The 6,071-nt window shown below is 29.7% G+C and carries 5 protein-coding genes; all 5 read left to right on the top strand.

Annotated elements, in window-relative coordinates; translation table 11 throughout:
* Positions 1-1,574: ABC transporter ATP-binding protein (locus tag NH288_RS11165; protein ID WP_265215359.1), on the top strand; the 1,574-nt coding region annotated here is incomplete at its 5' end.
* The gene (locus NH288_RS11160) at positions 1,564-2,595 is read left to right on the top strand and encodes a FecCD family ABC transporter permease (protein ID WP_265215357.1); all 1,032 of its coding nucleotides are present in this window, start codon (positions 1,564-1,566) and stop codon (positions 2,593-2,595) included. The genes NH288_RS11165 and NH288_RS11160, both read left to right, overlap by 11 nt.
* Entirely contained in the window at positions 2,595-3,368 is a 774-nt protein-coding gene (locus tag NH288_RS11155) for an ABC transporter ATP-binding protein (RefSeq protein WP_265215356.1), read from the top strand. Before NH288_RS11160 ends, NH288_RS11155 begins: the two co-directional genes overlap by 1 nt.
* An 11-nt stretch (positions 3,369-3,379) precedes the next feature.
* A complete protein-coding gene (locus tag NH288_RS11150; protein ID WP_265215354.1) occupies positions 3,380-4,444 on the top strand; it encodes an ABC transporter substrate-binding protein in 1,065 nt (354 codons plus the stop codon).
* Between the two features lie 15 nt (positions 4,445-4,459).
* Positions 4,460-5,728, top strand: coding sequence for an MFS transporter (locus NH288_RS11145; RefSeq protein WP_265215352.1), 1,269 nt, complete (start codon positions 4,460-4,462; stop codon positions 5,726-5,728).
* The last annotated feature ends 343 nt before the right edge of the window (positions 5,729-6,071 follow it).

Genomic DNA, 6,071 nt, shown 5'->3' with positions numbered 1-6,071 from the left:
GTAATATCCTTGATAAAAAGGCCATAATTTATTTGGCAGGTCTTTTTATTTTATATTTAGGACTAAGGTTTATAGATGTATATTATTCTCATTATATTTCTTATGATGTTATAGAAAAACTTAGGGGAGATGTTTTTTCCCATTATTATAAAATTTCTCCAGGAGCAGTAGAAAATATTAAAGTCGGTGACTTTGTGCAGATGATAATAAATGATATTAATGTATTTGAATGGTTTATAGCTCACATACTTACTGAGTGGATAGCCTTTTTGCTGATATCAATTGTTGTTATTACCCTTATAAGTTTAAAATCCATAGCGAGTGGAGTTATTATATTCTTGTTTTTACTTTTTGTAATTAGGCTGTTTATAGGCAGTCTGGACGAAAAAGAAAAGCAGGGGATAGAAATTAAAAACATGGGTGGAGATCTTATTGCTAATGCTACTGACGGCATATTGGGCTTTAAAGAATTATTATTTTTCGATAGAGAAACAGATTTTTTTAATAAAATTGAAAAAAAGTCTAAAGAATATAATAAGGTTTCAGGGAAGTATTCAAACAAAGAATTAAAAGACAATTTGGTCTTAGATTTATTAGGATTGGCTTTGTTTTTAATTATATTGATTATTTTTCCCGCTGCGGCCTTTGAAAAAATAGTTTATTTAGCCTTAATAGTGGCATATTATTATTTTCTTAGAAATTGTATGCATCAAACTGGAAATTTTGGCTTTATTTTTGGGGCATTGAATAGATTGAAAAATTTATATGATATAAAACCTCTAATAGACACGTATGGACCTAGTGAAATAGACAGGAGTAAAATTAATCAAGGAATTGAGTTTTTAAACTGCTATTTCTATTACGAGAAAAATCCTGATAAAGCAATATTAAAAGATTTTAGCTTTAAGGCTAATAGGGGTGAAAAGACAGTTATTGTGTCTGCATCTGGCGGTGGCAAAAGTACCATTTTTAAGCTCATAAATAGGTATTATGAATTAAAAGGTGGACATATAAAAATATTTGGTAGGGATATAAAGTCTTATACGGAGAATACGCTAAGAAAAAACATAACAACTTTTAGTCAAAACATATTTTTCTTTAATGATAGCCTGTTAAATAATTTTAAATATGCAAAGGAAGATGTGAGCATTGATGAAATTGAAGACTTAGCTAGAAAATTAAACTCATACGATATGATTATGGCTAAAGAAAAAGGTTTAGATAATTTAGTCAAGGAGGCAGGGCAAAACTACTCAGGAGGCGAATTACAAAGATTAGCTATAATTAGAGGTCTTATAAAAGATTCGCCAGTTTTATTAATGGATGAGGTTTCATCTGCACTTGATGAGAAAAATGAAGAGTTTTTAAATGAGCTTTTAGATGAAATAAAAAAAGATAAAGTAATTATTATATCTGCCCATAAATTATCAACAATACAAAATGCAGATAGGATAATATTTATAAAAGATGGAAGGGTTGAAGGCACTGGCAAGTATGATGAGCTGATTCTTAACAATAAATCTTTTAATGAATTATTAATGGGCAGTGAATGGAGAAAAGAAAATGAAAATTAATGTAAAAAGAAATTATGAAATTATGCTAGTTTTAGGCATTGTAATTATATTGACCAGTTTTTTATTCTCTGGATTTATGGGATCAGCAGATATAAGCGTGAAGTCAGTTCTTGATGTTATCAAATATAAGGTTTTTGGAATTGGAGATATTAGTGATGTTGAATCTCATATTCCTATAATATGGAATTTAAGAATACCCAGGGGATTACTAGCGATATTTATTGGAGGGGGTCTTGCCATATCGGGAGTGGTAATGCAGTCAATAACACAAAACATTTTGGCTGAACCATACATGGTAGGCGTATCAAGTGGAGCATTAGCCTTTGTAACATTTGGTTATTTTATAGGTTTGCCATTTATAAATTCTTGGCTGGGTAGGGCTGGAATGGCTTTTTTAGGCTCAATATTGGCTCTTACTCTTGTGTACAAGCTTTCACATGCTGGCAGAAAAGTTGCGAGTAGCAGGTTAATTTTAACAGGAATGGCAGTCTCAACAATGCTAGCTGCACTATCAAACTTTTTTATAATAGCAACCCCTAATACGAATATAATAAAAGGAATCCTTTCATGGACAATGGGTTCTGTTGGAAGTGCAAGATGGGATAATATTTTCTTTCCCTCAATTGTAATTATAGTTTGCACTATATATATTCTCTTTCAAGCGAAAAATTATGACGTAATATCTTTGGGTGACGAGACAGCATTAAGTTTAGGTGTAAATGTTCAATCTTTAAAAAAACAATCAATTATTATAGTTTCGATAATGTCTGGCGTTGCAGTAGCTTCTTGTGGGTTAATAGGTTTTGTTGGGTTTATTGTGCCTCATATCCTAAGAAAAATCATAAGTCCCAAACATTTATTTTTATTACCACTTTCGTTTATTTATGGTGGAGGATTTTTATGTCTTTCTGATATATTAGCAAGAACAATTTTATCTCCTCAAGAACTACCTATAGGAATAATTACAGCATTTTTTGGAGCTCCAGTCTTTCTTTATTTATTGATAAAGGAGGAACTATAATGGATAACATTATTATTAATATAGAAAATCTTTCCTATGATATAAAAGAAAAAAAGATTTTAGAAAATATTTCATTTAATGCTTGTAAAAATAAGTTTATAGGAATAATAGGAGCTAATGGTTCTGGCAAAACTACAATGCTTAAGCATTTGTATAACGCAATTGTACCCTATAAAAAAACAGTTTATATAAAAGGCATCCCATTAGAAAATTATAGCCAAAATGATATTGCAAAAAACTTAAGTGTTATGAAGCAAGAGAATAATAGTGATTTTGATTATAGGGTTATAGATATTGTATTAATGGGAAGACTCCCTTATAAGAAATCGCTAGAAGATTATTCTAATGAAGATCATGAAAAAGCTATGAGAAACTTGAATAAGTTAGGCATGAGAGACTTTGCACAAAGAAAATATAATAGCTTATCAGGAGGTGAAAAACAAAGAGTGCTAATTGCAAGGGCTCTAACACAAGATACAGAAATTATGATTTTGGATGAACCAACGAATCATTTAGACATTTATTATCAAATGTTTTTGATGCAAATATTAAAACAAATCTCAATGACAGTAATATCTGTTTTTCATGATTTGAATTTTGCATCAAAATTTTGTGATGAGATATATGTATTAAAGGCTGGAAAGGTATTGGTCAATGGAAGGCCAGAAGAGGTTATAAACCCTCATGTTATAAAAGAAGCTTTTAATATGGACTCTAAAATCATAAATGATGGTAAGGAAAGAATTGTTGTCTATAATAATATTTTAGAATAGGAGATTAAAATATGAAAACAAAGAAAATTTTAGGCTTAGCATTAGCATTATTGCTAGTAGTAGGTTTTGCAGGATGTGCAAAAAAAGACAATGTAGAAAGTGATACAAAAAAAGAAGTAGTTGAAAACAAAGTTGAAGAAAAAGTAGAAAGTAAAGCTGAAGAAAAAACAGATGAAGCAAAAAAAGACCATTATCCAGTTGAGATTGACAACTTTGATCATAAGACAGTGTATGAAAAAGCACCAGAAAGAATAATTGCTATGGATTACAACGCAGCTTCAACTTTAGTAGCCTTAGGACAAAAAGATAAAATTATTGCTTCAAGAGAAGCTGGGTTATTATCAATTGATGATGTATCAGAAAAATACAGGGAAGATGTAAAAAATATTCCAATACCTGAAGGATATTTAAAGAGTCCATTTCCAAGTCTTGAAGTAAACTTATCTCTTAAGCCAGATTTTATTTTAATGGATAGTTTTTACTTCAATGTTCCTGATATTTTTGGTGAATATAAGGATTATACAGAAAATGGAATAAATATATTGGTTACTGAAGGCTCTTTAGATAAACAACCTGAAATTAATGATATGTATGTTGATATCAAGAATCTTGGCAAAATATTCAATGTTGAAGATAAGGCAAAGGAACTTTGTGATGAAATTGAAGCTAGATTTAAAGAAATAAAGAACAAAGTTGACACATCAAAGAAGTATAAAGTTATGGGATTTGATAATGGAGATGATAATAAGCCAATGGTAGCAGCAGGAAAGAGTTTGGAAAATTTATTGATTGCTGAAGCAGGCGGAGAAAATATTTTTAGTGATATTGACAAGCAATTTGCAACTGTTGGATGGGAAGATGTTATTGCTAAGAATCCTGATTATATAATCTTGCACGAAACTCCAGGAGACAAGGGAGCAGAGAATCTAATAAGCATATTAAAAAACAATAAAGAACTTGCAAATGTCAATGCAATAAAAAATGAAAAGTTTATTGTAGTTCCATTAAGATATATGTTCTCAGGAATATACACAGTAGATGCTTTTGAAATGATAGTTGAGGGATTAGGAAAATAGAAAGGGGTTTAAATATTGAGGAAACCTATTAAAAGTTTATTAAAAAATAAAAGCTACCTTAGCTATTTTTTTGCGACAGCATTTTCTATGGGTTCTAGCAATATTCTTCAATTTACCCTAGCCTTATATATTTTGGAAAAAACAGGATCGCCACTTGTATATGCTTCAATTCTATCCATTATAGTTATTCCAAGAATTTTACTCACTCCTGTGGGTGGAGTTGTAGGTGATAGACTAAAACGAATTAGCATTATGAAAACTTTAAATATGGTTCAAATTTTAGTCATGAGCATATACACGGTTTACTCAGGTATGTATGGCGATATTTCACTTATCTCAGTATATATTCTTGTTATAATTTTAGAGATGGTTGAGGTATTTTATAATTCAGCCGAAAGCTCTATACTATCCGAGATTATAGATAAGGGATTGATGGAAGAAGCTGTTACTTTATCAAGAGTCGATGATGGCATTGTATATATTACAACACCAATGCTGGCAGCATTTATATATAAAAGCTTTGGGATTTTTGGCTCCTTTGTTTTGATAAACACTTTATTAGTCTTATCCCTAATATTAAACTTCTTCATTGAAACACCCTATGCTGATGAATTAAAGGAGAAAAACTCAAAGGGTATCAAATCTTTCTTTACTGAATTCATTGAAGGTATTAATGAATTAAGAAAGGATAGGTTCTCAAAAATTTTTGTAATCGTAGCTCCCTTAATTAACTTTTCATTTTCAGCTATATTTAGTGTTGTTATAACTTATGTATTTTTGGAAGTATTTAAAACCAGTGAGTATATCTATGGTATATATAGGATGGCAACTGCGGGTATAAGTATCCTATTGCCATTTTTGATACTTCCAATTATCAAAAAGATTAAACCCGAAAAATTATTAAAGTACAGTGCAATATCTATATCTGGATTTCTATTCTTAATTGGCTTGTGTGTTTATTATGGAATGGGAGCTGGAAAAGACAATATTGTTTTAGTAGTAGGTCTAATAACGTTTTTAGATTGCTTGGTAATTAGTTCAGTTATGCCATTAAATATAGCTACACAAGTATTTTTTCAAAAAAATATTAAAAATGAATTTAGAAGTAGAATTATGTCAGTTTTTAGCATGCTTGCATTATCATCAATACCATTAGGAAATATGTTTTATGGATTTTTGGCAAATATTATGCCAGCATATATGTGTATATTTATTGCAAGCTTAGCTGTACTGATCACCTACCCACTTATTTTATATATATCAAAAGATAAAAGCGTCAGCTAATTAAAAAAATATAAATAGATAATTTAAAGGCATTAAAATATATCTCATTTTCTTTAGAGAACATTGCAATGCCTTTAGCTTTTAAATATTATTAATGTTAGATTTATAGTTCTTTTAGTTTATGTGTGTTAAATAATGTTATAGAAGTGCAAATTAACTTCACCTCTCTACTTCCTTCTCATAATAATTTTCATAATTATTTCTATGGGCAGATGTGGGAATATAAAAAAATTTGTTGACAAATATCAACCTACTCCAGATTGGATTACATGGAAAGATATATAGAAAACATAAAATTAAATTGGAATATAGTAAATTATAATATTTAAAACAAGACGATTAG

This window comes from Anaerococcus sp. NML200537, from assembly GCF_026131715.1.
Taxonomy (GTDB): domain Bacteria; phylum Bacillota; class Clostridia; order Tissierellales; family Peptoniphilaceae; genus Anaerococcus; species Anaerococcus kampingae.
The sequence above is the reverse complement of the archived record's forward strand: the minus strand, read 5'-3'. Positions and strand labels throughout refer to the sequence as shown.